16 protein-coding genes and 1 tRNA gene are annotated in these 22,523 nt (G+C 67.5%); 7 read left to right on the top strand and 10 right to left on the bottom strand.

The window, feature by feature from the left end; translation table 11 throughout:
* Positions 1 to 19: 19 nt before the first annotated feature.
* From clpX to ACSQ3Y_RS11425, 6 genes are all read right to left on the bottom strand, one after another.
* Positions 20 to 1,285: an ATP-dependent Clp protease ATP-binding subunit ClpX gene (clpX, locus tag ACSQ3Y_RS11450; RefSeq protein ID WP_057200959.1), complete on the bottom strand. Its 1,266-nt coding sequence runs from the start codon at positions 1,283 to 1,285 to the stop codon at positions 20 to 22.
* 369 nt (positions 1,286 to 1,654) lie between these two features.
* The gene (gene clpP / locus ACSQ3Y_RS11445; RefSeq protein WP_057200960.1) at positions 1,655 to 2,263 is read right to left on the bottom strand and encodes an ATP-dependent Clp endopeptidase proteolytic subunit ClpP; all 609 of its coding nucleotides are present in this window, start codon (positions 2,261 to 2,263) and stop codon (positions 1,655 to 1,657) included.
* A gap of 123 nt (positions 2,264 to 2,386) precedes the next feature.
* Positions 2,387 to 3,700, bottom strand: a complete 1,314-nt coding sequence (gene tig / locus ACSQ3Y_RS11440; RefSeq protein ID WP_057200961.1) for a trigger factor — start codon at positions 3,698 to 3,700, stop codon at positions 2,387 to 2,389.
* A gap of 66 nt (positions 3,701 to 3,766) precedes the next feature.
* A tRNA-Leu gene (locus tag ACSQ3Y_RS11435) sits at positions 3,767 to 3,853 on the bottom strand.
* A 182-nt stretch (positions 3,854 to 4,035) separates the two neighbouring features.
* Positions 4,036 to 7,218 (bottom strand): efflux RND transporter permease subunit, encoded by a 3,183-nt coding sequence (locus tag ACSQ3Y_RS11430; protein ID WP_057264141.1) that lies wholly within the window; start codon positions 7,216 to 7,218, stop codon positions 4,036 to 4,038.
* Positions 7,219 to 7,227: 9 nt separating this feature from the next.
* Positions 7,228 to 8,442 carry an efflux RND transporter periplasmic adaptor subunit gene (locus tag ACSQ3Y_RS11425; RefSeq protein ID WP_436177353.1) on the bottom strand — a complete coding sequence of 405 codons (1,215 nt, stop codon included), beginning with the start codon at positions 8,440 to 8,442 and terminating at the stop codon, positions 7,228 to 7,230.
* A 158-nt stretch (positions 8,443 to 8,600) separates the two neighbouring features.
* On the opposite strand from ACSQ3Y_RS11425, the gene hpnC reads away from it, so the two are divergent.
* Positions 8,601 to 9,491, top strand: a complete 891-nt coding sequence (gene hpnC, locus ACSQ3Y_RS11420) for a squalene synthase HpnC (protein ID WP_057200964.1) — start codon at positions 8,601 to 8,603, stop codon at positions 9,489 to 9,491.
* 23 nt (positions 9,492 to 9,514) lie between these two features.
* Here the strand turns inward: hpnC and ACSQ3Y_RS11415 are convergent, their stop codons facing one another.
* Positions 9,515 to 10,465 carry a LysR substrate-binding domain-containing protein gene (locus ACSQ3Y_RS11415; protein WP_235514336.1) on the bottom strand — a complete coding sequence of 317 codons (951 nt, stop codon included), beginning with the start codon at positions 10,463 to 10,465 and terminating at the stop codon, positions 9,515 to 9,517.
* A gap of 231 nt (positions 10,466 to 10,696) precedes the next feature.
* On the opposite strand from ACSQ3Y_RS11415, the gene ACSQ3Y_RS11410 reads away from it, so the two are divergent.
* The 4 genes from ACSQ3Y_RS11410 (at position 10,697) to ACSQ3Y_RS11395 (ending at position 14,835) form a co-directional block, all read left to right on the top strand.
* Positions 10,697 to 11,890, top strand: a complete 1,194-nt coding sequence (locus tag ACSQ3Y_RS11410) for an MFS transporter (RefSeq protein WP_157412396.1) — start codon at positions 10,697 to 10,699, stop codon at positions 11,888 to 11,890.
* A 35-nt stretch (positions 11,891 to 11,925) separates the two neighbouring features.
* Positions 11,926 to 12,402 (top strand): hypothetical protein, encoded by a 477-nt coding sequence (locus tag ACSQ3Y_RS11405; protein WP_057264147.1) that lies wholly within the window; start codon positions 11,926 to 11,928, stop codon positions 12,400 to 12,402.
* A gap of 380 nt (positions 12,403 to 12,782) precedes the next feature.
* The gene (locus tag ACSQ3Y_RS11400; RefSeq protein ID WP_436177352.1) at positions 12,783 to 14,183 is read left to right on the top strand and encodes an L-serine ammonia-lyase; all 1,401 of its coding nucleotides are present in this window, start codon (positions 12,783 to 12,785) and stop codon (positions 14,181 to 14,183) included.
* A gap of 73 nt (positions 14,184 to 14,256) precedes the next feature.
* Entirely contained in the window at positions 14,257 to 14,835 is a 579-nt protein-coding gene (locus tag ACSQ3Y_RS11395; RefSeq protein ID WP_428001841.1) for a hypothetical protein, read from the top strand.
* Positions 14,836 to 14,952: 117 nt separating this feature from the next.
* On the opposite strand, the gene ACSQ3Y_RS11390 is transcribed toward ACSQ3Y_RS11395, so the two are convergent.
* Entirely contained in the window at positions 14,953 to 15,930 is a 978-nt protein-coding gene (locus ACSQ3Y_RS11390) for a Bug family tripartite tricarboxylate transporter substrate binding protein (RefSeq protein WP_057200969.1), read from the bottom strand.
* 41 nt (positions 15,931 to 15,971) lie between these two features.
* Entirely contained in the window at positions 15,972 to 17,333 is a 1,362-nt protein-coding gene (locus tag ACSQ3Y_RS11385) for an FAD-dependent oxidoreductase (RefSeq protein WP_057200970.1), read from the bottom strand.
* A gap of 101 nt (positions 17,334 to 17,434) precedes the next feature.
* Here ACSQ3Y_RS11385 and ACSQ3Y_RS11380 point away from each other — a divergent pair, with 101 nt between their 5' ends.
* Positions 17,435 to 18,319, top strand: a complete 885-nt coding sequence (locus ACSQ3Y_RS11380) for a LysR family transcriptional regulator (protein WP_436177351.1) — start codon at positions 17,435 to 17,437, stop codon at positions 18,317 to 18,319.
* Between the two features lie 102 nt (positions 18,320 to 18,421).
* The gene (locus ACSQ3Y_RS11375; RefSeq protein WP_057200972.1) at positions 18,422 to 18,853 is read left to right on the top strand and encodes a hypothetical protein; all 432 of its coding nucleotides are present in this window, start codon (positions 18,422 to 18,424) and stop codon (positions 18,851 to 18,853) included.
* Between the two features lie 29 nt (positions 18,854 to 18,882).
* On the opposite strand, the gene ACSQ3Y_RS11370 is transcribed toward ACSQ3Y_RS11375, so the two are convergent.
* Positions 18,883 to 22,494, bottom strand: a complete 3,612-nt coding sequence (locus ACSQ3Y_RS11370; RefSeq protein ID WP_436177350.1) for an AAA domain-containing protein — start codon at positions 22,492 to 22,494, stop codon at positions 18,883 to 18,885.
* Between the last annotated feature and the right edge of the window lie 29 nt (positions 22,495 to 22,523).

Genomic DNA, 22,523 nt, shown 5'->3' with positions numbered 1-22,523 from the left:
ATGGCACCGCGGGGACATGTCAGGCCTTCTTCGCTGCTTCTCGGTACACGAGGAGCGGCGGCTTGCTTTCGTCGATGGTGGATTCGTCCACCACGACCTTCTCGACATTGCTCTGGTTGGGCAGGTCGAACATGGTGCCGATCAGGGACTGCTCCAGGATCGAACGCAGGCCCCGGGCACCGGTCTTGCGCGCCAGCGCCTTGCGGGCGATGGCCTTGAGCGCGGCAGGACGGATCTCCAGGTCCACGCCTTCCATGGCCAGGAGCTTGCTGTACTGCTTGACCAGCGCGTTCTTGGGCGCGGTCAGGATCTCGACCAGCGCGTCTTCGCTGAGCTCGGCCAGGGCCGTCACCACGGGCATGCGGCCCACGAGTTCGGGGATGAGGCCGAACTTGATCAAATCCTCGGGCTCGATCTCGGTGAACACCTCGGTCAGCGAGCGCTGCTTCTTGCTCTTGACCGATGCGCCGAAACCGATGCCCGATGCCTCGGTGCGGTTCTCGATGACCTTCTCCAGGCCCGCGAACGCACCGCCGCAGATGAACAAAATGTTGGTCGTGTCGATCTGCAAAAAGTCCTGGTTCGGGTGCTTGCGCCCGCCCTGGGGCGGCACGCTGGCCATGGTGCCTTCGATCAGCTTGAGCAGCGCCTGCTGCACGCCCTCGCCCGACACATCGCGGGTGATGGAGGGGTTGTCCGACTTGCGCGAGATCTTGTCGATCTCGTCGATGTAAACGATACCGCGCTGGGCCCGCTCGACCTCGTAGTTGCAGCTTTGCAGCAGCTTCTGGACGATGTTCTCCACGTCCTCGCCCACGTAGCCGGCTTCCGTCAGCGTGGTGGCATCGGCCATCACGAAGGGCACGTCCAGCATGCGCGCCAGCGTCTGGGCCAGCAGCGTCTTGCCCGAACCCGTAGGCCCGATCAAGAGGATGTTGCTCTTGGACAGCTCGATGTCGTCCTTGTGCGCCTTGTCCTTGTGGCGCAGGCGCTTGTAGTGGTTGTACACCGCGACAGCCAGCGTGCGCTTGGCCACGTCCTGGCCGATGACGTAGTTGTCCAGGTTGGACTTGATCTCCAGGGGCGTGGGCAGGTCGCTCTTGGCGTCCTTGGCCAGGTCGCCGGAGGGCAGCTCGTCACGGATGATTTCGTTGCACAGGTCAATGCACTCGTCGCAGATAAAGACGGACGGTCCGGCGATCAGCTTCTTCACTTCGTGCTGGCTTTTGCCGCAGAAAGAGCAGTAGAGGGTTTTCTCGCTGGAGGAGCCTTTTTTCTCGGCCATGGGGGCAATGCCTTGTTTCGGAAAGTTGTCGGGAGATGATAACCAAATAAAAAGCGGCGTTCTTTCCCGGGAAAACTGCCCTGCCTGCCCGGGGGCAATGCCCCTGTGGCTGCAGGAAGCCCCGAACTCAACCCCAGCGTTACGCCAGGCCAAATGCTCGGAACAGGTTCCCGGAAAAACGAACGCCGCTGACCGCTAGAACCTGTTTACGATCTCTCATACGGATTTGCATTCAATCGTATAACTAGGCGGGAGGCCGCAGACAGTGCTGTAGCACGGCAAGGCGGACCAACGACGTTAGACGGTTGAAGGCAAATCCGTACCAGGGGTCCCCTGCGAGACCGTAAACAGGTTCTTGCTCCGCCCGTATCAGGGGCGCTTGGCGATCACCTGGTCCACCAGGCCGTAGTCCTTGGCCTCGTCGGCCGTGAGGAAGTAATCGCGCTCGGTGTCGTGCTTGACCTTTTCCAGCGGCTGGCCCGTGCGCTCGGCCAGGATGCGGTTCATCTGGTCCTTGGTGCGCAGGATGTCGCGCGCATGGATCTCGATGTCGGTGGCCTGGCCGCGTGCGCCGCCCAGCACCTGGTGGATCATGACCTTGGAGTTGGGCAGCGAAAAACGCTTGCCCTTGGCGCCGGCCGCCAGCAGGAAGGCGCCCATGCTGGCCGCAAAGCCCACGCACATGGTCGACACATCAGGCTTGATGAACTGCATGGTGTCGTAGATGGCCATGCCGGCCGTCACGCTGCCACCCGGCGAGTTGATGTAGAACGAAATGTCCTTGTCGGGGTTCTCGCTCTCCAAAAAGAGCAGCTGCGCCACCACCAGGTTGGCGGTCTGGTCGTTGACCTCGCCCACCAGGAAGATGATGCGCTCCTTGAGCAGGCGCGAATAGATGTCGTAGGAGCGCTCGCCGCGTCCCGACTGCTCGATGACCATGGGGACCATGCCCAAGGCTTGTGTATCCAGTGAACTCATGTTTTCTCCAGTGCAAGCAGGTACTGTACCCAGAAATGAATTGGGGCTTGTGCATGAAAGCACAAGCCCCTGCGGCAAGCTATCGCCGGGCCATCCACAAAGGATGGCCGGCGAACACCGGCTTTAGCCTTGCTGGCCCATGAGTTCGTCGAACGACACAGCCTTGTCAACGACCTTGGCCTTGCCCAGCACGAAGTCGGTCACGTTGTTCTCGATGACCACGGCTTCCACTTCGGCCAGGCGTTGGCGGTCGCCGAAGTACCAGCGCACCACGTCTTCAGGCTTCTCGTAGCTGGCAGCCAGCTCGTCGATGTGGGCCTTGAGCTGCTCGGGCTTGGCCTGCAGTTCGTTGGCACGCACCAGCTCGGCCACCACCAGGCCCAGGCGCACGCGGCGCTCGGCCTGGGGACGGAACACGTCTTCAGGGATCTCGGCCTTGTCGGCGTCCTTCAGGCCGCGTTGCTTGAGGTCAGCGCGGGCGCCTTCCAGCAGGCGGCCGATTTCGGCCTGCACGCTCGAATTGGGCAGGTCGAGTTCGGCCTTGGCCACCAGGGCGTCCATCACGGCTTGCTTGTTGCGGGCCAGCAGGCGGAACTTGACTTCGCGCTCCAGGTTCTTCTTGATGTCGGCGCGCAGGCCGTCCACCGAGCCGTCGGCGATGCCCAGCGACTTGGCCAGGGCGTCGTTCACTTCGGGCAGGTTGGCGGCTTCGATCTTCTTGACCGTGACCAGGAAGTCAGCCGTCTTGCCGGCCACGTCCTTGCCGTGGTAGTCGGCAGGGAAAGCCAGCGGGAAGGTCTTGCTTTCGCCGGTCTTCATGCCGCGCACGGCTTCTTCGAATTCCTTGAGCATCTGGCCTTCGCCGACCAGGAACTGGAAGTCCTCGGCCTTGCCGCCTTCGAACGGCTCGCCGTCGATCTTGCCTTCGAAGTCCACGGACACGCGGTCACCGTCTTCGGCAGGGGCGCCCTGGGCGCGCTGGGCGAAGGTGCGACGCTGCTTGCGCAGGATGTCGATGGTCTTGTCGATGGCCGAATCGGTCACATCGGCCGACAGCTTCTCGACTTCGGCGTCCGACAGGTCACCGATCTTGACTTCGGGGAACACTTCGAAGATGGCGTCGAAGGTCACCTGGCCTTCGGGGGCACCGTCTTTTTCGGTGATGCGGGGCTGGCCGGCCACGCGCAGCTTGGCTTCGTTGGCGGCCACGGCAAAGGCTTCACCGACCTTGTCGTTGAGCACTTCGTACTGCACGGAATAGCCGTAACGCTGGGCGACCACGTTCATGGGCACCTTGCCGGGACGGAAGCCGTCCATCTTCACGGTGCGCGCAAGGCGCTTCAGACGCGTGTCGACTTCGGTCTGGATCACGGTCAGGGGCACGCTCAGCGTGATCTTGCGCTCGAGCTTCTCAAGGGTTTCAACAGTAACGGACATGGCTATTCCTCTTATGGATGTGATCGTGCTGTCTGCAGCGCAGTGTTCCGCAAAGTCTCACATGGATGGTGCGCGGGGCGGGACTCGAACCCGCACAGTATTGCTACCGTCAGGACCTAAACCTGGTGCGTCTACCAATTTCGCCACCCGCGCGGTTCTACAACTAACAAACAAACAGGCGGCAAGCTATGCCCGCCGCCTGTGTGAAATCGGTCAACCTTAGATTTTAACCTGAGAAGCGGCGCACACCGATTTCCGCATGCACATTGCGTGCAAGGGTTCACCCTGCCCCGAGGCCACCCCTGCCAGCGGCAGGGGTGGCCATCGGCGGGCACTCAGGCCAGGGCGGCGCGCTCGTCCTCGGGCCGCTTCACGCGGAACCAGGCCGCGTACATCGCCGGCAGGGCCAGCAAAGTCAGCACCGTGGCCACGATCAGCCCGCCCATGATGGCCACGGCCATCGGGCCCCAGAACACGCTGCGCGACAGCGGGATCATGGCCAGAACCGCAGCAGCGGCCGTGAGCACGATGGGGCGCAGCCGGCGCACGGCGGATTCGACGATGGCGTCCCACGCGGGGATGCCCTTGGCGCGGTCCTGCTCGATCTGGTCGATCAGGATCACCGAGTTGCGCTGGATCATGCCCATCAGCGCGATCACTCCAAGCAGCGCCACAAAGCCGAAGGGGCGGTTGAGCAGGATCAGCGCGCCTGCCACGCCGGCCAGTCCCAGCGGCCCGGTCAGGAACACCAGCATCGCGCGGCTGAAGCTGTGCAACTGCAGCATCAGCAGCGTGAAGGTGACGAACAGCATGATCGGGATGCCCGCCGCAATGGAGGCCGATCCCTTGGAGCTTTCCTCCACGGCACCTGCCACCTCGATGCGGTAGCCGCCCTGCCCGGCCTCGCGCCACTTGGCCTCGATGGCGCGCAGGCCCGGCAGCAGCTGCGCGGTGACGGTGGCGCCCTGCACGCCTTCGGTCACGTCGCCCTGCACCGTGATGGCGTAGTCGCGGTTCTCACGCCACATCACGCCCGGCTCCCAGGTGAACACGGGCTTGGCGATCTGCGTGAGCGGGATCGACTTGCCCGAGGCCGTGGGCAGGTAGGCGTTGGCGATGTCGGTGATGGCGTTGCGCTCATCGAGCGGCTGGCGCAGCATGATGTCGATGAGCTTGTCGCCCTCGCGGAACTGGCCCACCTGCGTGCCCGAGAGGATGGTCTTGCTGGCCTGGGCGATGGACTGGCTGGTCACGCCCAGGGCGCGCGCCTTGGCCTGGTCCACTTCCAGGCGCAGCACCTTCACGGACTCGTTCCAGTTGTCGTTCACGCCACGCATCTGGGGGTTCTCGCGCAGGGCGGCCTTGACCTCGTCGGCGCGCTCGCGCAGCACCAGCGGGTCCAGCCCGACCACGCGGAACTGCACCGGGTACGGCACGGGTGGCCCATTGGGCAGCAGCTTCACGCGGCCACGCACTTCAGGGAACTCCTGCGCCAGCAGGCCGGGCAGCTTGATGCGCAGGCTCTCGCGCACTTTCAGGTCCTGCGGCACCACGATGAACTGCGACACGTTGCTCTGCGGGAACACCTGGTCCAGCGGCAGGTAGAAGCGCGGCACGCCCGAGCCCACCCAGGTGCTCACGGTGTTCACGCCCGGCTCGGCCAGCAGGCGCGCTTCCACGCGCTTGGTGACCTCTTCGTTGCCCGCGAAGGACGTGCCTTCGGGGAACCACACGTCGACGATGATCTCGGGGCGGCTCGAATCGGGGAAGAACTGCTGCTGCACCTGGCCCATGCCGAAGATGCCCAGGGCAAACGTACCCACGGTGAGAGCGATGGTGATCCAGCGGTGGCGCACGCACCAGGTCACCAGGCGGCGAAAGAAGTTGTAGAACGGGCTGTCGAACACCTCGTGCCCGCCCGCCTCCACGCCGTGGTGCTCTTGCGCGTGGGCCACATGGGCCGGCACCTTGAGCAGCAGGGTGCCCAGGTAGGGCACGAAGTAGACCGACACGATCCAGCTCAGGACCAGCGCGAGCACCGTCACCGCGAAGATCGCGAAGGTGTACTCGCCCGTGGTCGACTTGGCGATGCCGATGGGCAGAAAGCCCACCGCCGTGATCAGCGTGCCCGTGAGCATGGGCATGGCCGTGAGCTCGTAGGCGAAGGTGGCGGCGCGCACCTTGTCGTAGCCCTCTTCGAGCTTGAGCACCATCATCTCCACGGCGATGATGGCGTCGTCCACCAGCAGGCCCAGGGCGATGATGAGCGAACCCAGCGAGATCTTGTGCAGCCCGATGTTCCAGTACCACATGCCCAGGAATGTCACGGCAAGCACCATGGGAATGGTGATGCCCACCACCAGGCCGGGGCGCGGGTCGATGTACCAGCGCTTCCACAGTGGCTGCTTGCCGGGGCGGCGGTGGAAACCCAGGGCGACGAAGCTCACGGCCAGCACGATGACCACGGCCTCGATCAGCACCTTCACGAATTCGTTGACCGAGGTGGCCACGGCCTTGGGCTGGTCCTGCACGTTCACCAGCTTCACGCCGGCGGGCAGCGCGGCGCCGATGCGGTCGGTGGCCACATGCAGCGCCTTGCCCAGGGCGATGATGTCGCCGCCCTTGGTCATGGAGACACCCAGGGCGATCACTTCCTTGCCCTGGTGGCGCACCTTCACGGCGGTGGGCTCCACGTAGCCACGCTTGATCTCGGCGATGTCGCCCAGGCGCAGCTGGGCGCCAGAGGGGCCGCGGATCGGCATGGCCGCGAGGTCTTCCACCGCATTGAACTGGCCGGCCACGCGCACCTGCACCTGGTCCAGCGGGGTCTGCACGGCGCCCGCGCCTTCCACGGCGTTCTGCTGGCCCAGTTGGGCCAGCACCTGGTTCATGTCCAGGCCCAGCTGCGACAGGCGCTTTTGCGAGATTTCGATGAAGAGCTTCTCGTCCTGCACGCCGAAGAGTTCGACCTTGGCCACGTCGGGCACGCGCAGCAGCTGCTGGCGTGCATCGTCGGCAAAGTTCTTGAGTTCGGCGTAGCTGAAGCCTTCGGATTCGAGCGCGTAGATCACGCCATACACGTCACCGAAGTCGTCGTTGAAGAACGGCCCCTGGATGCCCGTGGGCAGCGTGTAGCGCATGTCCCCGATCTTCTTGCGCACGGTGTACCAGACGTTGGCCACCTCACTGCCCTTGGACGAGTCCTTGATCTGGAAGATGATCTGCGACTCGCCGGGCTTGGAATAGCTGCGGATCTTGTCGGCGTAGGGCACCTCCTGCAGGGTGCGCTCGAGCTTGTCGGTGACCTGCTCGGCCACCTGCTGCGCCGTGGCGCCGGGCCAGTAGGTGCGCACCACCATGGCGCGGAAGGTGAAGGGCGGGTCTTCGTCCTGCCCCAGCTGGAAGTAGGCGGCAAAGCCCAGCAGCATCAGCACCACCATCAGGTAGCGCGTGAGCGCCGGGTGGTCGAGCGCCCATTTGGAGAGGTTGAACCCCTCTTTTGGTTGGATCTGGCTCATGGCGGGCCCTTACTTGGAAGCAGGGGCCGCAGCCACGGGCGTCGCCGCTGGCGCGGGGGGCGCTGCAGGCAGCGCCACATTGCCGGCAGCCGTCTGCGCCTTGGCCGCAGGGGCACCGCTCGACTTGGGCTGGTAGATCATGACCTTCTGCCCAGGCGAGAGCACGTGCACGCCCGTGGCCACCACCTGCATGCCGGGGGTCAGGCCTGCGGCCACCACGGCATCGTTGCCGTCGGCCGTGGCGATCTGCACCACCTGTGATTTGACGGTGCTGGTGGCCTGGTCGTACACCCACACGGCCGTGGCCTGGCCCTCCTGGCGCAGCGCGCTGGTGGGCAGCTTGATGGCCACCACGCCGGCATGGCCCAGCGCCTTGGGCTGGGCGTATACCGTGGCGCCCAGGGCCGGGGCGTCCTTGCCCTCGATGGCCACCTTGACCTGGAAGGTGCGCGTGGCCGCATCGGCACTGGCCGCCACCTCGCGCACCTTGCCCGCCAGCTCGGCACCGCCCGACCAGCCGCGCACGGCCACGTCGGAGCCCACGGCGATCTGGGCGACCTTGTCTTCGGGCACGGCAAACACCACGTCGCGCGGGCCGTCTTGCGCGATGCGCACCACCGGCGTGCCGGCAGAGACGACCTGGCCCGGCTCGGCCTCAATGCCCGTGACCACGCCCGACACGTCGGCCACCAGGCGCGTGTAGGTGGCCTGGTTGCCCTGCGACGACAGTTGCGCACGCGCCTGGTCCAGCGTGGCCTGCGCGGCCTTCAAGGTCGCGTCGCGGCGCTCCAGCTCGGCGCCGCTGATGAAGTTCTGGTCCTTCAGGGTCTGGTAACGCTTGTAGTCGGCCGCCGCCAGGTCGCGCTGCGTGGTGGCCGAGGCCAGTTGCGCACGCGCCGAATCGGCCGCCAGCTGGTAGTCGCGCGGGTCGAGCTGGGCGAGCACGTCGCCGGCCTTCACGCGCTGGCCGAGTTCGGCCTGGCGCTGCACGATCTTGCCCGCCACGCGAAAGCCCAGGCGCGATTCCACGCGGGCACGCACCTCACCGGCGTATTCCACCTGCGACTGCAATGCTCCCACGCCGACCGTCATCAGCTTGACGGAGCGCACCGGCTCCTCGGGCGGGGCGGGCCGCGAGCAGGCGGCCAGCACCAGGGCCGAGGCCGCCAGCAACAAAAACCTGGAGGGCCGGTGAATGGGCCGCGAAGCGGAGGGTGTGCGCATGGAAAATCCGGTGAATGAAAAGGGCAACACGAAGGTCGGCCAGCGCCACCCCCACGACCGCCAGGGCGTTCAGGGTTAACACTGACAAAACAAGTTACTGACTGACTGGTTAGTAATCTATGAGAACGTCTCCGCCTTGTCAAGCGACAATCCATGCCGTGAACCCCACCCCAAGCACCTCGCCCGCTGCCGCCCCATCCACCGCCCCCGCAGTGGCCCCGCCGGTCACGCATTACGAAAATTTCCCCGTCGCATCGCTGCTGTGCCCGCCGCACCTGCGCCCCGTCATCGCCGCCATCTACGCTTTCGCACGCACGGCCGACGACATCGCCGACGAGGGCGATGCCCCACCCGCCGAGCGCCTGGCCGATCTGGCCGCGTTCAACGCAGACCTCTCGGCCATCGCCGAGGGCCATGCCCCCTCGCCCCGCTGGGCCGATGTGTTCGTGCCGCTGCAGGCCGTGCTGGTCAGCCACCACCTGCCCGTGCCGCTGCTCGCCGACCTGCTCAGCGCCTTTGCCCAGGACGTGGAAAAAACCCGCGATGCCGACGGCTACGCCGACCGCACCGAGCTGGTCGATTACTGCCGCCGCTCGGCCAACCCCGTGGGCCGGCTGCTGCTGCACCTGTACGGCGTGGACGGGGAAGAGGCCCTGTCGCAGAGCGACGACATCTGCACCGCGCTGCAATTGGCCAATTTCTGGCAGGACCTGAGCGTGGACATCCCGCGCGGACGCCACTACCTGCCGCGCGAGGACTGCGCTGCCCACGGCGCCTGCCAGGCCGAGCTGCTGGAGCTGCGCAGCACGCCAGAGAACGCCCGCCTGATCCTGGACTGCGCCGCCTGGGCCCGCGCCAGCATGCTGCGCGGCGCGCCGCTGGTGCACCGCCTGCCCGGCCGCGCAGGCTGGGAGCTGCGTCTGGTGGTACAAGGCGGCCTGCGCATCCTGGACAAGGTGCAGGCCCTCAGGGGCGCCAGCCTGCACACGCGCCCCAAGCTCAATCCCTGGGACTGGTGCGTGATGCTGGGGCGGGCGCTGGTGATGTAAGCGGTCAATGCCCGGCGGGCGGCTCAGGCCACCGCCAGCCAGTCGCAGAACGCCACCGACGCCGCATCCTGCGCGGCGCGTGGCGAGAGCATCCAGTAATACTTCTTGTCGCCCGAGAGCAGCTGCGGGAAAGGCATGGCCAGCAACCCGCTGGCCAGCGCCTCGCCCAGGAAACGCGGGTTGCCCAGCGCCACGCCCAGGCCCTGGATGGCGGCCTGCACGCTCAGGTGGGCATGGTCGAACACCAAGTCGCCGGCGGGCTGGATGTCCTGCGTGCCCGCCTCCTGCAGCCACTGCTGCCACACCAGCGGGGTCGAGCGGCTGTGCAGCAGCGTGTGCCGCGCCAGATCGCGTGGCGCCTGGATGGCCTTGGCGCCCGCCAGCAGCGCGGGGCTGCACACGGGGGTGAGCACATCGGGAAGAAACGCACCCGCACGGATGCCGCGCCAGGGTGTGCGCTGCTGCAGCAGCGCCAGTTCGCCATCGGCAAAGCAGCGGATCGAGACGTCATAGTCCGCCGGCTCGAAGTCCAGATGCCCCACCGTCGTGACGAGCTGCACATCCAGCCCCGGCATCTGCGCGCAGAACGCCGCCAGGCGCGGGATCAGCCACTGCGTGGCGAAGGTGGAGGTGGCATTCACCGCCAGCGTGTTGCGTCGCGTGGGCCGCTTGATGCCGGCGGTGGACCGGGCCATCAGGTCCAGCGCGCTGGTCAGCCCCGGCAGGTAGGCAGCGCCCGGCGGCGTGAGCGCCAGGCCCCGCCCCTCGCGCTGCACCAGGGCCACGCCCAGCCATTCCTCCAGCGCCTTGATTTGGTGGCTGACGGCGCTTTGCGTCACCGACAGTTCGTGCGCGGCCTGCGTCACGCTGAGCAGCCGGCCTGCCGCCTCGAAGGCGCGCAGCATGTTCAGCGGCGGCAGGCGGCGGGGCGAGCCCGGGACGGCGTGACCATTTTTGGCATGAGCTGGTTTCATGAGTTTGCGAATTATTGTCGATAGTCTTCCGTAGCGCCACTGCGTAGCATCGGCCCCATGCAAGGACACAACTGGTTAGATTTGCTCATCATGTGCCGGGCCTGCGACATGCCTGCGCAACGGCCCGCCCGGCCACCACCGGTGCAAAGCCCTCCCGCCAGCCCAGGGCATGGTCGCAGCGTCATCGCCCCGCCATCCAACGGCGCCACACTGGCTATCCCCCTGCCCACCATGACGGCTTCCAGCGCAAGCACAACCGCACCGATCTCTGCCACGGCCCCGGCACGCCCTTTGGCCGCCAGCCGGGCAGCGGCGCACGCCACGCGCGTGGCCTTCTTCATCAGCGGCTTTGCCATGGCGGCCTGGGCGCCGCTGGTGCCCTTCACCAAGGCACAGCTGTCCCTCCACGAGGCCACACTCGGCCTGCTGTTGCTGTGCATGGGCGCAGGCTCCATCGTCTCCATGCCGCTGGCCGGTGCGCTCAGCGCGCGCTGGGGCTGCCGGCGGGTGCTGGTGGCGTCCGCGCTGCTGGTCTGCGCCAGCCTGCCGCTGCTGGCCCTGGCGCCCACGGCGCCCTGGCTGGGCGTGGCGCTGTTCCTGTTCGGCGCGGGCATCGGCGGGCTGGGCTGCGCGGGCAACATCCAGGCCATCCTCGTCGAGCGGGCCAGTGGCCGGCCCATGATGTCGGGCTTTCACGGGCTGTTCAGCCTGGGCGGTGTGGCAGGGGCCGGCGGCATGATCGTGCTGCTGGGTGTGCTGGGTACCTCGCTGGGTCAGGCCACCGCCGCCGTGGCGGCCGTGGTGCTGGCACTGCTGGCGCTGGCGGCACCACATTTCCTGGCCGGCGGCGGCGCGCAGAGCGGCCCGGCCTTCGCCCGCCCCACGGGCGTGGTCTTGTTCATCGGCACGCTGTGCTTCATCCTCTTCCTGGCCGAGGGCGCCATGCTGGACTGGAGCGCCGTGTTCCTCACCCAGGTGCAGGGCATGCCCGCCGAGCGCGCGGGCCTGGGCTATGCCGCCTTCGCCACGGCCATGACGGTGGGCCGCCTCACCGGGGACCGCTGGGTCCGCCGCATAGGCCCGCAGCGCACGGTGCTCACAGGCGCCCTGCTGGCCGCTGCCGGCCTGGGGCTGGCCACGCTGGCGCCCACCTGGCCTCTGGCCCTGCCCGGTTTTGCGCTGGTGGGCCTGGGCTGCTCGAACATCGTGCCGGTGCTGTTTTCACTCGCTGGCAGGCAGCACGCCATGCCGGAGAGCCTGGCGGTTCCCGCGATTGCCACCATGGGTTATGCCGGCGTGCTCATGGGCCCGGCGCTGATCGGCTTCGTGGCGCACGGCACCAGCCTGGTGGCCGCCTTGCTGCTGCTGGCGGGTCTGCTGGGGGCCGTGGCCGCCAGCGCCCGCCGTCTGGGCACGCTGGACTGACGGAACGAACACAACGCGACCCGAATCACAACACCATGGCCATCGATTGCAGCACCGCCCCGCCCGCCGCCAGCCTGACCGCGACAGCACCGCGCGTGGTGGCCCGGTTGCGTGTGGGCGTGCGCCACGCGCCCACCTCGCTGTGCGTGCGCATCACCTGCCTGAACACCGCTGCAACACCCTCGCCCGCACAGGATCTGGAGCACAGCCTGGCCCAGGTGCTGGCCGCCGCCGACCGCCTGCTGCGCGAGGCCGGCAGCCACAGGCACCGCACCCTCTCGTGCGAGCTGTTCGTGCGCGAACCCGCCCGCATAGCGGACGCCAGGCGCATGGTGTGCAGCTGGATGGCCGGCGGCCTGGCCCGCCAGCAGGTGTCACCACCGGCGGTGCACGCCCATTCGCTGGCACGGCCACAGCCCCCTGCGGCCGGCGCGGCAGGCCAGGCGGCTGCGGCACCCCTGGTTGAAATTGCACTGGTGCTGGCGCACAGGGCAGACAGCAGCGCTGTGTAAGAAACATTCATGGGCGGCAAGCCAGGCCAGCGACGCCTTGTCAAGACGCACCGTGATGGCCTGAGACTGTTGTGGAGGATCAACAAGTTGCTATCCAAGGCATAGCAATCGACGGCAGCCACAGGCCTTGCCCCCGTGCCCGGTCTAACCGCTCAGGGATAACGCGTGTGCTGCCACGGTGCCGTGCGGTTAGCCTCGCCCCCACTCCAGCGCCAAGAGTGCTGGCTGTGCGAAGACGCATGTTGTCTTGTTCATGATCGACCGGCCAGCGATGGCGCCACCCGCGCCATCGCTGTCTTCTCTGTGTATGGGCCGGCGGCATGCGGCCGTCGCTGTTGTTCACGGAACCCACCGGTATCCCATTGAAGGCACAGCACCCCATGTCCGTCAGCGTTTTCGACCTCTTCAAGATCGGCATCGGCCCCTCCAGCTCGCACACCGTGGGGCCCATGATCGCGGCGCGGCAGTTTGCCTGCCACCTGCAGGCCACGGTGGGCCTGGCGGCGGTGCACAGCGTGGTGGTGGAGCTGTTCGGCTCGCTCTCGGCCACGGGCGTAGGCCACGGCACCGACACCGCCGTGCTGCTGGGCCTGGCCGGGCACGAGCCCGACCGCATCGACCCCGACCAGATAGCACCCACCATTGCCCAGATCCGCGCCAGCCGCAGCCTGGCCCTGCTGGGCGAGCACGCCGTGCCCTTCGTCGAAAAGGAGCACCTGCTGTTTCGCCGCCGCAGCCTGCCCTTGCACCCCAATGGCATGGCCTTCCACGCGCTGGATGCCAACGGCGTGAAGATCGCCGAGCGCGAGTACTACTCGGTGGGCGGCGGCTTCGTGACGGATGCGGCGGGCGAGCGCGTGCTGAACTCGGCAGCGGCATCGGGGCCCGGCGCCGCCGGGCACGGCAACGGCCTGCCCTACCCCTTCAGCACCGGGGCCGACTTGCTGGCCCAGTGCCAGGCCACCGGCATGGCGGTGGGTCAGATCATGGTAGCCAACGAACTGCACTGGCGCAGCGCCGCCGAGTTGCGCCGCCAGTTGCTGGCCATCTGGCACACCATGGCCCGTGCCGTGCAGCGCGGCTGTGCGGCCACCGGCACCCTGCCCGGCCCCATGCACGTGCGCCGCCGCGCGGCCGAGCTGCACAAGAGCCTGAACACCCAGTCCGAAGCCGCCCGGCGCGACCCCTTGTCGATGATGGACTGGGTGAACCTCTACGCCATGGCCGTCAACGAGGAAAACGCCGCCGGTGGCCGCGTGGTGACCGCGCCCACCAACGGCGCGGCCGGCGTGATCCCGGCCGTGCTGCAGTACTACGTGAACTTTCTGCCCGGCGCGGATGAGGACGGCATCGCCACCTTCCTCCTCACCGCCGGTGCCATCGGCATCATCTACAAGAAGAACGCGTCGCTGTCGGGCGCCGAGGTGGGCTGCCAGGGCGAGGTGGGCGTGGCCTGCTCCATGGCCGCCGGCGCCCTGGCCGCCGTGATGGGCGGCAGCCCCGAGCAGGTGGAAAACGCCGCCGAGATCGGCATGGAGCACAACCTCGGAATGACCTGCGACCCCGTGGGCGGGCTGGTGCAGATACCCTGCATCGAGCGCAACGCCATGGGCGCCATCAAGGCCATCAACGCCGCGCGCATGGCCTTGCGCGGCGACGGCCAGCACGTGGTCTCGCTCGACAAGGTGATCAAGACCATGATGCAGACCGGCGCGGACATGAAGGTCAAGTACAAGGAGACCTCGCGCGGCGGGCTGGCGGTGAACGTCGTCGAGTGCTGAAGCCCGGTAGCCGCCCCCTACTCCGGTAGGGTTCTCAGGGATCGGACGGGCCCACAGAATCGGGCTTTTTGCCATGACCTCACTGTTCCCTGCCACTTCACCCACCGCCTTTGCAACCTGCCTCTCGCTGATCGCCATCACCGCCGCACTGGCCGGCTGCGGAGGCGGGAGCGATGACGCCCCGCAGCTGGACGTGGCCCTGCTCGCGGGCGACTGGCAGCACCAGGGTTGCCATGTGGTCAGCAGCAACCTGAGCCAGCGCAGCGTTATGCGCATGGTGCGCCAGGAGACCACGCTGTTCACCCAAACCTATGGTGCATTGACCTACACCAACGGCGACTGCACGGGCAGCGGCACGGTGGGGGACTTCTCGCCGGACACTGCCAACCAGCTTGCGGCACGCCGCACGGCGTCCACCGGCTCCCTGGCCATCTTCTGGGGGTACTGGACCCGTGATCCGGCCGACAGCCCTCCCTACGGCCGGTGGGTGCTCACGGGCGATTTCATGTGCCCTGCGTTCTACGGCACCTTGACCATTTTCCCCTCGCCGCCGCCCCCGGAGCCGCACACCTACTACGACCTGGAAATCGCCACACGCCAGACCGACGAGATGCTGCAGCGCAGGGCCTGCTTCACGCGCATGCCCGCGTGAAGGCGTCTTTCGTGCGCCACCAATGCACCGGGTCCAGATGAGCCCATACCCGTGCAGTGGGGAGGGCAAGGGAGCCCAACCCTTCCCGCCGAGCCCCCGGGCAGATGTGGCGGGCCCCTACTCCAGCCGGATCCCCCGGGCCGTGATGATGCCGCCCATGATCGCGGCCTCGTCCTTCACGCGGCTGACCAGGCCGTCCGGTGCCGTGCCCACGGCCTGCCAGCCCTGGTTGAGCAGCTTCTCGCGGGTTTCAGCGCTGCGCATGATGCGGGGGACCTCGGTATTCAGCCGGTCCTGCGCCGCCCTGGAGAGCCTGGACGGGCCCACCAGGGCGGTCCACACTTCCAGGTGGAAGTCGCGCACGCCCGCATCGGCCAGCGAAGGCACTTCGGGCGCCACGGTGCTGCGCCCACCCGCAAGACCGATGGCCCGGAGCTTGCCGGCCCGCACCTGCGGCATGGCGATGCCCGGGGGCACCAGCGCCATCTGGATCTCGCCCCCCAGCAAGCCGGTGATCACCTCGGGGTTGCCCTTGAACGGTACGTGCATGGGTGCCAGACCCTTGGACCTGGTCTTGAGCACCTCCATGCCCAAGTGCCCCACCGAGCCGTTGCCGACCGATCCGTAGTTCCACCGGTCCCCATTGCGTGCCGCTGCGGCGAAGAAGGCAGCCCCATCGGGCTCCTTCGCGGGCGCCACCAGCACCAGGGGTGCCGTGGCCAGCAGGGAGAGATAGCTGAAATCCTTCGCGGGGTCATAGGGGAGTTTCGGGTACAGCATCCTGGCCGAGGTCAGATTGCCATTGATGACGATGCCCAGCGTGTGGTCGTCCGTGGCCTTGGCCACCTGGTCCGCAGCGATGTTGCCCGACGCCCCGGCCTTGTTTTCGACGATGACGGCCTGCCCCAGCACCCTGGACAGCGGCTCGGCCAGGCTGCGCGCCACGATGTCCGGGCTCGACCCGCCCGGGAATCCGACGAGGATGCGCACCGTCTTTGTGGGCCAGGCAGAAGTCGCCTGGGCCTGCGCCAGAGGAGGTACAAGAGCGTTGCATGCAGCGGCCAGTGCCGCCATGTTCAGGCTGCGTCTTTTCATGGATTGTCTCCAGGGGGTTCTTGTTGGAATAGGGAGGGATGTCAGGCCGCGTCGCGGCCCAGGTAGGCGCCGTCGGCTTCCAGCCGCTGCTGCAGGGTCTTGACCGGCAGGTCGCGCGGACGGACGCCACCCCGGACTGCCAGCGCGGCGGCAGTACCCGCCGCCTGGCCCATCACGAAGCAAGCCCCCGATACGCGCGCAGCTGATTGGCCCATGTGGGTCATCGATGCACACCGGCCCGCGACCAGCAGGTTGTCGACCTGCAGCGGCAGCAGCATGCGGTAGGGCAGATGGTTGAAGCCGCGGCTGTTCGGGATGTCCTGCCACTTGAAGGCAATGTTGCCGGCGACGTGCTCCTCGATCATCCAGCCGTTGACGCCGATGCTGTCGTCAAAGCTCGCGCACTGCAGCACGTCTTCCTCGGTCAACTGGTACTCGCCCAGCACGCGGCGGGTTTCGCGCACGCCGACCTGCGGTGCGATCTCCAGCAGGTAGGCGTTCTGAAAGCCCGGCGCGCACTCGCGCAGGAACTGGAAGAAGTCGACGATCTGGCGCCGTCCCTGCACCTCCGCATCGCTGAGCTGCGCGGCATTCGTGCCGTCCACCGGGCTGCCATCGGCATTGGCCAGTTGGGTCACGTTGGCACGCCACTCCGCAGGGTTCTTCTGCGGGCGGATGATGGGCGTCTTGCGCGGGAACCTGCGCCCGCGCTTTTCGGCCTCGTCCATCAGTTGGCCGAAGTGGTTGTAGGCATCGCCCGCCTGCGCCGCATCCACGCCGTTGACCCGGAACATGGTCGAGGGGTACATCATGCCGTGCCCGTCGGTGCCTTTCTCGAAGGGCGCGTCGGCAAACGCCGCCAGGTCCCCATCGCCCGTGCAGTCGATGAAAACCCGGGCCAGCACGGCGTAGCGCCCGGACTTGGTTTCGATCAGTGCCGCACGGATCTCCTGCGGCCCGTTCATCAGCACCCCGACCAGGGTGGCGTGGAACAGCAGCTGCGCGCCGCTGGCGAGCACCAGATCGTCCGCAGCCACCTTGAACGCGGCGTTGTCATAGGCCTGGGCCGCGATCTTGTTGCCAAAGAGCACATGCGGCTCGTTGAGGCCTCCGAGGGCGCCGATGCGTGCCAGCAGGTCATCGGCAACGCCATGCACCACCCGCTCGATGGTGCCGTGCACATTGGCATGCAGGCCGCAGAAGTTCGTCACGCCTGCGGCCGTGCCCATGCCCCCCAGGAAGCCGTAGCTTTCGACCAGCAACGTGGACTGGCCGGTCCGCGCCGCAGCGGTGGCCGCTGCAATGCCCGCAGGCCCCCCTCCGAGCACAACGACATCGTATGCACCCCAGACGGGCGTGTTGCGGCTGGGTTCGGTCAGGGTGGCGGGCTGGGCGTCTTGCATGGGTCTGTCTTTCGTGGATTGCAGGGTTGCCCGAATGCTAGGTTGCAGGCACTATTGCGCCAATACCATGGCGTCAATACCTCCAAACGCAAATCCAAATAATGGACCTGAAACTGCTGACCGTTTTTGACGAGGTCTACAAGACACGCAGCGTGTCGCGTGCGGGGGAGAACCTGGGCATTGCGCAGTCCTCCATCAGCATCGCGCTGGCGCGGCTGCGGCGGCATTTTGGCGACCCGCTGTTCGTGCGCACGTCGGAGGGCATGCTGCCGACGCCCCACGCCACCTCGCTGGTGGAGCCGGTTCGCCAGGCACTGGAGCTGCTGCGCGGGATCACCCGGCAGCGGGCCGTCTTCGATCCGTCCAGGGCGCAGCGCACCTTTCGCATCTGCATGACCGACATCACCCACCTGGCACTGCTCCCGTCACTCATCAACCGCCTGGGAGACATCGCCCCCGGGATCAACGTGCAGATCACGCACATCTCGGGGCAGACGCCCAAGATGCTCGAGTCCGGCGAGGCCGACCTGGCGGTGGGTTTCATGCCACAACTGGAAGCCGGCTTCTACCAGCAGAAGCTTTTCGACCAGGACTTTGCCTGCGTGGTGCGCAGCCAGCACCCACGCATCCGCTCGCGCCTGTCGCCGGCGATGTTCAAGCGCGAGAGGCACGTGGTGGTCACCGGGGCGGGCACGGGCCAGAGCCTGGTGGAGGAAGAGCTCGAACGGCTCGGCATAGAACGCAACGTGGCCTTGCAACTGCCCAACTACCTGGGCATCGGCGCGTTGGTCGCCAACACGGACCTGGTGGTGACCGTGCCCCAGCGCCTGGCGGAAACCCTGGTGCGCATCGCCAACGTCAAGGCCCTGGCACCGCCGTTCGCGCTGCCGGTCTTTGCCATCAAGCAGCACTGGCACGACCGCTACCAGCAGGACCCGGCCAACCGGTGGCTGCGGTCCGTAATTTCCGATCTGTTTCTGGAGTAGCGGTGGGAAGCCGTGGTACCGGGAGACGATGGCACCCACCCAGTCCGGCCCCAGGCACACGTGCCAGGACAGGCCGGATAATCAACCAACCAAGGAAGCCCCATGTCCAACAGCCAGTTCGCTTTCATCCAACGCCAGTCCGTTCCCGACCGCGCCACGCTGCAGGCCTCGCTGGACCGGCTCGGGTTCGACCTGCAACTGCACCCGGACTTCACGCGCTTCGATGACTCGGGCTTTCTACCCTTCACGCTCAATGGCACAGAAGGCCCGGGGTTCGAGATCCACTACAGCGAGGCGCAGGATGTGGTGGGGGACGACGAGGACTTCGCCGCCATTGCCGGTGGCCGCGACTACTGCATCACCATGACCTGGGGTGGCCGCATGAAGGACCTGGCCTGCGTGATGATGGTCAGCTGCGCACTGGCCCAGGACTTCGGCGCGGCGGTGTCGTACGAGGGGGAGGAACCCTCGCCACTGGAGGAGATGCTGCACACCGTGCAGGTGGCGCTCAAAGAGGCGGCGAAAGAGAAATAAGCGAACAAGCAGGCAGGCTGCCGCCCTCACTACGCGAACGGCCTCTTGGGCACCTGCCGGGCCAGCTCCGCAAAATGGCCCACGCTGCCCCAGGCGGTGCGCGAGCCCACCACATACAGCCGCGATTTCGCGCGCGAGGCCATGACGTTGAGGATATTGGGCACACCGCCAGCCCACTGCCGGGCGCCCTTTTCGCCCGCCATGGGGGCGCCCAGCACCGCGATCACGGCCTCGGCTTCCTTGCCCTGGAAGGTGTGGATGGTGCCCACGCGCTCGTCGAGCCATTTGCGCGCATCGACCCCGAAGAGTTCGAACAGCTGGGGCTCGGCGCGCAGCAGCAGGCGCATTTCCTGCGCCACCACGCGGAAGGGGCAGATCACGTAGATGTCGGGGTGCTGCACGCCGGCGCGGGCCAGCTTGCGCAGCATGCGCATGACCACCTGGCCTTCTTCGGCGCTCCACTTGGGGGCGCTGGCGGTGGAGCTGGTGTCGGGGTCGAACCACGCGGAGGGGCCCAGCACGTCAGCGACATCGCCCACGCTGTCAGGCCCCATGGCCGGCACCATGCGGTTGTCGTAGGCAATCGCGTTGGACACGCCGAACATGGGCTCCTGGAAGCGGCGGCGCACCAGCAGCGGCAGGCCCACCACGCGGGTGCCGTCGGGCGTGCTGAAGCGCGCCTGGATGGCGCTGGCGCTGTCGGCAAGGGTCTGCACGGATGCCTGGGGGGCGCACCACAGGCTGCGGTCCACGCGCTGCTGCAGGGCGATCTGGTTCACCAGGTTCTCGGGGATGGTGACCACGGGCGGTATCTGCAGCGTATCGCCCACGATGACGGCGCGCCGGGCGCGCATGAGCGCACCCACCGCCGCCTGGGGCGTGGCCTGCCCGGCTTCATCCACCAACAGCCAGCCGAACGATGCGGGAGCCAGGTCGCCCAGCATGCGGTGCACGGACGCGAAGGTGGTGGCCACCACGGGCACCACCAGGAACAGGCTGGACCACAGGTCGGGCAGCAACTGGCGCCGCGCCGCGTCCTGGAAGGTGCCGGACTGCAGGGCGGCCATCAGCACGCCCAGGTTGTGCTCCATCTTGTGGGCGGCCACGGTGACGAAGGCCTTGTGCACCTCCAGCGCGGCGATGAACAGTTTCTCGCGCTCCTTGTGGATCTGGTCGTTGAGCCAGGGCATGGCCAGGTTCCAGGCCTCATGGCCGCGGTCGAAGAAGGATTCGTCGACGAAACGGTCACCGATGCGGGCGTACGCCTCCTTGAGCATGGCACCCAGATTCTCTTCCTCGCGCTGCGCGGTTTCGAGCTGGGCGTTGACCATGCCCAGCTCTTCGGCAAACCCCTTTTGCCGCTGCGCTGCCGTTTCCAGCGTGGCCTGCACCTGGGCTTCGGCGCGCACGGCCTCGCGGTGGACGCCTTCGCGCGCAGACGCTTCGGACATCCAGCGCCGAAACGCCTCCGAGACGAACACCCGCGCCGAGACACCGGGGCGGGCCGCCTGCAGGGCCTGCAGCTCGCGCTCGGCCGCCACGACGGCGGCGCGGGCCTTGCTGGAGCCTTCGATGGCCAGGGCGTAAGCGGCTGCCGCCGTGCTCAGCGACTGGGCGGTGGCCTTGTGCCTGACGTGCAGCTGGCTGATGTCATCGTGCAGTCGGGTCAGCCGGGGGGCCAGTGTCCGCGCTTCTTCCAGCCGGGCAAGAATGGCCTCGACCGAATGCTTGAGTTCGATGAACGACTTGCGCGCCCGCTTCCACTGCTGCTGTGCTGCATCGCCGCTGAGCGGCCGCTCGGCCGCGACGATGCGGGGCGCCACCATGCGGGGCGCCTGGCCCTCTGCGGCGGGCTCCGGCCGCGACACGTCCAGCCCGCGCGCCGCCTTGAGGTAGGTGGCAAAGCCGAAGTCCTCGTGCAGCCAGAACCGCTGGCGGAAATCCCGGCGGTTGCGGCTGTTGCCGAGCGCGGCGGCCATCAGTCCCCACGGCTGGTCGGCGGGGTCGGCTGGGAAGTTCTTTTCCTCGCCATACAGCAAGGCCCTGGCGGTGGAGGAAAAGTACCGGGGGCCGGGCTCGATGCTGCGGCCGGCGGGCAGCTCACGGCTGACGTTTTCCACCGCCTTGTTGTTGCTCGATGCGACGAGCACCTCGAAGCCCTTGATCCGCGGGTCCAGCCCATGCAGGTGGAGAAACTCCCCATCGCCCACCTGGAACCGCTGGCCGGTCGGGATGAAGGCCTTGTTCGGATCGTCGAACTCCACCAGGCGGGCCGCACGGCTCTCCACGCAATGGGCCACCAGGTCGCGCAGCAGGGTCATCTTGCCGGTGCCCGGGGGGCCGTTCACCGCCAGGATGCCCTGCCTGTCACCGGCAAATTCGCTGCGCGCAGCGTTCACGGCGGCCTGCTGCAGCGTCACCACCGGGTGGCTGCCCCGGCTGGGCCAGCGCGCTGGCGGAAAGCGCGCGGGGGCAATCAGCGCGGCAATGCCTGTGGTGTCCTTGAGCAAATCGACTGCCGGCGCGGGCTTCAGCACGGACAGGTAGCGCAGCAGGGTTTCGGGCGCGGTCCCGGCATCCACCATGGCGCGCGCCGTGGCCAGATCGTCGAGGTAGAACGAGTTGATGGGCGGCAAATCCGGCGCGCCCTCCAGCTTGGGGTGGCGGTACAGCCGCGCCACGAAGCTCGGTGGCAGCACATGGTCGGCGCGCAGGCCCAGGGTGCTGCACAGCCAGGCATGGATGTCGTGGATCGCCCTCAGGTCCAGCGGCAGGGGCCGCCCCCCGCCATCCACCCGCACGAGGCGCTGGTGCAGTTGCTCGCGCAGCAGCCGTTCGGCATCGGGCCAGCGTGCGAGCGTGCCGGCCTTGCCGCGCAGCACCGCAGGCACGCCCCACGCAAAGCTGGAGATGGAAACGGTGTCGGGGCCAGCGGGCAGGCCGTCCTGGTCCACGATGGCCATGGCGATCGGCGCCCGGTGCCTTTGAAAGGTGCGCGTCTCCTCGTCCTTGCCGAACGAGGCCAGCAGGTCGGTCATGCACATTTCCATGCTGACCTCGCCCAGCACCACCAGGTAGAACAGCCTGAACGGCGGCTTGTAGGACTGCTCGCCCCGCTGCCACGGCAAGGGTTCGCCATCGACCTTGGCGATGGCCGCACGGTCGCCGCCGACGAGCGTTGCCGGGTCGGTGTAGGCCAGTGGGGCCAGCACCTCCAGCGACAGCCAGGACGACAGGATGGCGTGGGCCGAGTCTTGCACGGCGTGCGCTGGGGCGGCGGGCGCCAACTCCAGTACAGCCAGGGCGGCCCCGGCCTCGGCATCGCCGGACCGCGCCGCGCCAGGGGTGGCTGCGGCCGCCGGGGTATCGGCGGCCCCCCCCGCCGGCCGGACCGATGCGCCAGGCAAGGAAAGGGAGAACGGTGCCCGGTCCACAGCGCCTGCCTGTCCGTCAGTCAGCGGGGCGCTGCCAGGCAGCGCAGCAGGGGCCGGCTGGCGAAAGGCAGCGCCTGCGCGGCGATGGGGCTTTTTGGCGGGAATGGCATTGGCAACCTCTTTCGTACCCTGTGTGGCTTCGTGCGGCGCTGGCAGATCGGCGAGGCCCTCCCCGGCGTCGGGGTGGTTGGCGTGGGGGGAGGACATGGCTATCAAAAAATGCGCGCAGCCAAGCA

This window comes from Acidovorax sp. LjRoot66 (genome assembly GCF_964253305.1).
GTDB lineage: Bacteria > Pseudomonadota > Gammaproteobacteria > Burkholderiales > Burkholderiaceae_C > Acidovorax.
Note: the sequence above shows the minus strand (reverse complement) of the source record. Positions and strands in the feature narration are given on the sequence as shown.

Coding starts and splice junctions, on each gene's coding strand:
- ACSQ3Y_RS11400 (WP_436177352.1), top strand. CDS start 12,783: ATGTCCGTCAGCGTTTTCGACCTCTTCAAGATCGGCATCGGCCCCTCC.
- ACSQ3Y_RS11410 (WP_157412396.1), top strand. CDS start 10,697: ATGACGGCTTCCAGCGCAAGCACAACCGCACCGATCTCTGCCACGGCC.
- ACSQ3Y_RS11430 (WP_057264141.1), bottom strand. CDS start 7,218: ATGAGCCAGATCCAACCAAAAGAGGGGTTCAACCTCTCCAAATGGGCG.
- ACSQ3Y_RS11415 (WP_235514336.1), bottom strand. CDS start 10,465: ATGAAACCAGCTCATGCCAAAAATGGTCACGCCGTCCCGGGCTCGCCC.
- ACSQ3Y_RS11380 (WP_436177351.1), top strand. CDS start 17,435: ATGGACCTGAAACTGCTGACCGTTTTTGACGAGGTCTACAAGACACGC.
- clpX (WP_057200959.1), bottom strand. CDS start 1,285: ATGGCCGAGAAAAAAGGCTCCTCCAGCGAGAAAACCCTCTACTGCTCT.
- ACSQ3Y_RS11375 (WP_057200972.1), top strand. CDS start 18,422: ATGTCCAACAGCCAGTTCGCTTTCATCCAACGCCAGTCCGTTCCCGAC.
- ACSQ3Y_RS11395 (WP_428001841.1), top strand. CDS start 14,257: ATGACCTCACTGTTCCCTGCCACTTCACCCACCGCCTTTGCAACCTGC.
- ACSQ3Y_RS11370 (WP_436177350.1), bottom strand. CDS start 22,494: ATGTCCTCCCCCCACGCCAACCACCCCGACGCCGGGGAGGGCCTCGCC.
- tig (WP_057200961.1), bottom strand. CDS start 3,700: ATGTCCGTTACTGTTGAAACCCTTGAGAAGCTCGAGCGCAAGATCACG.
- ACSQ3Y_RS11390 (WP_057200969.1), bottom strand. CDS start 15,930: ATGAAAAGACGCAGCCTGAACATGGCGGCACTGGCCGCTGCATGCAAC.
- ACSQ3Y_RS11425 (WP_436177353.1), bottom strand. CDS start 8,442: ATGCGCACACCCTCCGCTTCGCGGCCCATTCACCGGCCCTCCAGGTTT.
- ACSQ3Y_RS11385 (WP_057200970.1), bottom strand. CDS start 17,333: ATGCAAGACGCCCAGCCCGCCACCCTGACCGAACCCAGCCGCAACACG.
- clpP (WP_057200960.1), bottom strand. CDS start 2,263: ATGAGTTCACTGGATACACAAGCCTTGGGCATGGTCCCCATGGTCATC.
- ACSQ3Y_RS11405 (WP_057264147.1), top strand. CDS start 11,926: ATGGCCATCGATTGCAGCACCGCCCCGCCCGCCGCCAGCCTGACCGCG.